At 37.0% G+C, this 1621-nt stretch carries 2 protein-coding genes; one reads left to right on the top strand and one right to left on the bottom strand.

Going from position 1 to position 1621, the window contains the following annotated elements:
* Positions 1-62: 62 nt before the first annotated feature.
* Entirely contained in the window at positions 63-1193 is a 1131-nt protein-coding gene (locus IBX42_RS12455; protein WP_294933251.1) for a DUF4172 domain-containing protein, read from the bottom strand.
* 174 nt (positions 1194-1367) lie between these two features.
* Here IBX42_RS12455 and IBX42_RS12450 point away from each other — a divergent pair.
* Positions 1368-1621, top strand: a 254-nt coding sequence (locus IBX42_RS12450; protein ID WP_294933250.1) for a hypothetical protein, incomplete at its 3' end; no start/stop codon positions are given.

Here is a 1621-nt window from a genome sequence, read left to right as displayed (position 1 = left end):
AAAGCAAAAAAACTAGAGTATGTTATGCGTGAGATCTGCCAAAAGATAGAGAGTGTTAAGGGCTAATCCAAGATTATCTCATAAGCAGTATTTCTTCCGCTAGTTCCCTCTTTTTGTCTTATACAGCCAAGCTCTAAGAGTTGTGCTATGTCTCTTGAAGCATTTGTCGATGCAGTGTCTGCGATGCTCATATATTTCTTTTTGCTCAAGTTCCCTTGGAAATTTTCTGCTCCCATATCGAGTATAAAATTAAGTACTTTTATCTCTCTTGTATTAAGCTCATCATTTTTATGTTTATCCCAAAACTTTGTTTTTTGTACTATATAGTCAAGCTTTTTTTTAGTGTCAATAAGAGCATTATGCAGGGTAGATAAAAACCACTCGCACCAATGGGTTATATCAAGAGGATTGCTCTCTTTATTTATATATCCAGTAGTATGTTCAAGTGCGCTGTAATAGCCTTTTCTGTCTGTGTTTATGGCACTTGACATAGAGTATAGTCTTGAGATCTTAGAGTTTTCTATTTTGGAGAGTACCAAATCTGTTATAGCCCTTGCGATTCTTCCGTTTCCATCATCGAATGGGTGGATTATAACAAACCAAAGATGTGCAGTGCAGGCTTTTATCAAACTAGGTTCGGCAGCATTGAACCAATCTAAAAATCTCTGCATCTCATGCTTTAAGTCAGCTCTAGGCGGCGCTTCGTAAAAAACCACCTCTCTGCCGCGCTCTATTCCTACTACTTCCATGGTCTCTTCGCCTCTAAATGATGCTGTATTTACTTTGCGTAATCCACTGTATCCTTTTGGAAAGAGAGCATTGTGCCAACCAAATAGCCTCTCCATCGTCAACTCTTTGTCATAGTTAGTATTTGCATCTATAAGTATCTCTATAAGATAATCTGTCGCCTCATCTATTTTTTTATAGTGTATCTCTTTGAATCCAAGCTTTTTTTGAATTGAGGCTTTTACGCTATCGCGGTTTAGAATCTCTCCCTCGATGGCAGAAGTGCTTATAGCCTCATTCATCAAGGATTCAAAGCGTCTTTGAAGAATATTGTCTTTATCTATGGTTTGTGCAAGAGCGATTAAGTATCCTTGCTCAAGAGAGACTTTTTGTATCAAACTCTCTAATCTTTTTAGGTCATAGGTAAAGTTTGGATATTCACTTTGTTGCCAAATCCAGCGTTTCATAATCTTCTTTCCTTCAAATAGTGCGATTGCTTTATACAATCATACCATAAATGGTGTGAATAAGTTGGTTATTTGTACCACATTTTATATATGACAATGCAGTATCACTAAAACGAAACCACGCTTTCACTCACATTTCTTATACTTTGTATAAAAACAGAAGAAGGCGATGGCGTGGCTCTTGAAATCTTTAAACTCTCAATCATCCTTGGTTTTACATTGGTGCTGCTGCACTTCTCGGCTTTAAAAAAGAATCAAAAACCATCACTACGGACGATACCCTTTATCTTTATGGGCTCCTTTGTATTTGTAACCATACTCTCCTACTTTTTTGCACTCTATGACAATAGCGCTATTAAAGAGAAAAGAAGAGCGTTTTATGATGAGAACACTATTATCTGTGAAACCGGAGCGTTTAAAAAGAAGGA

Source organism: Sulfurimonas sp. (assembly GCF_014859695.1).
GTDB lineage: Bacteria > Campylobacterota > Campylobacteria > Campylobacterales > Sulfurimonadaceae > Sulfurimonas.
This window is presented reverse-complemented; position numbering and strand designations above follow the sequence as displayed.

Excerpts from the sequence above, each read along its gene's own strand:
- IBX42_RS12455 (WP_294933251.1), bottom strand. The coding sequence starts at position 1,193 with ATGAAACGCTGGATTTGGCAACAAAGTGAATATCCAAACTTTACCTAT.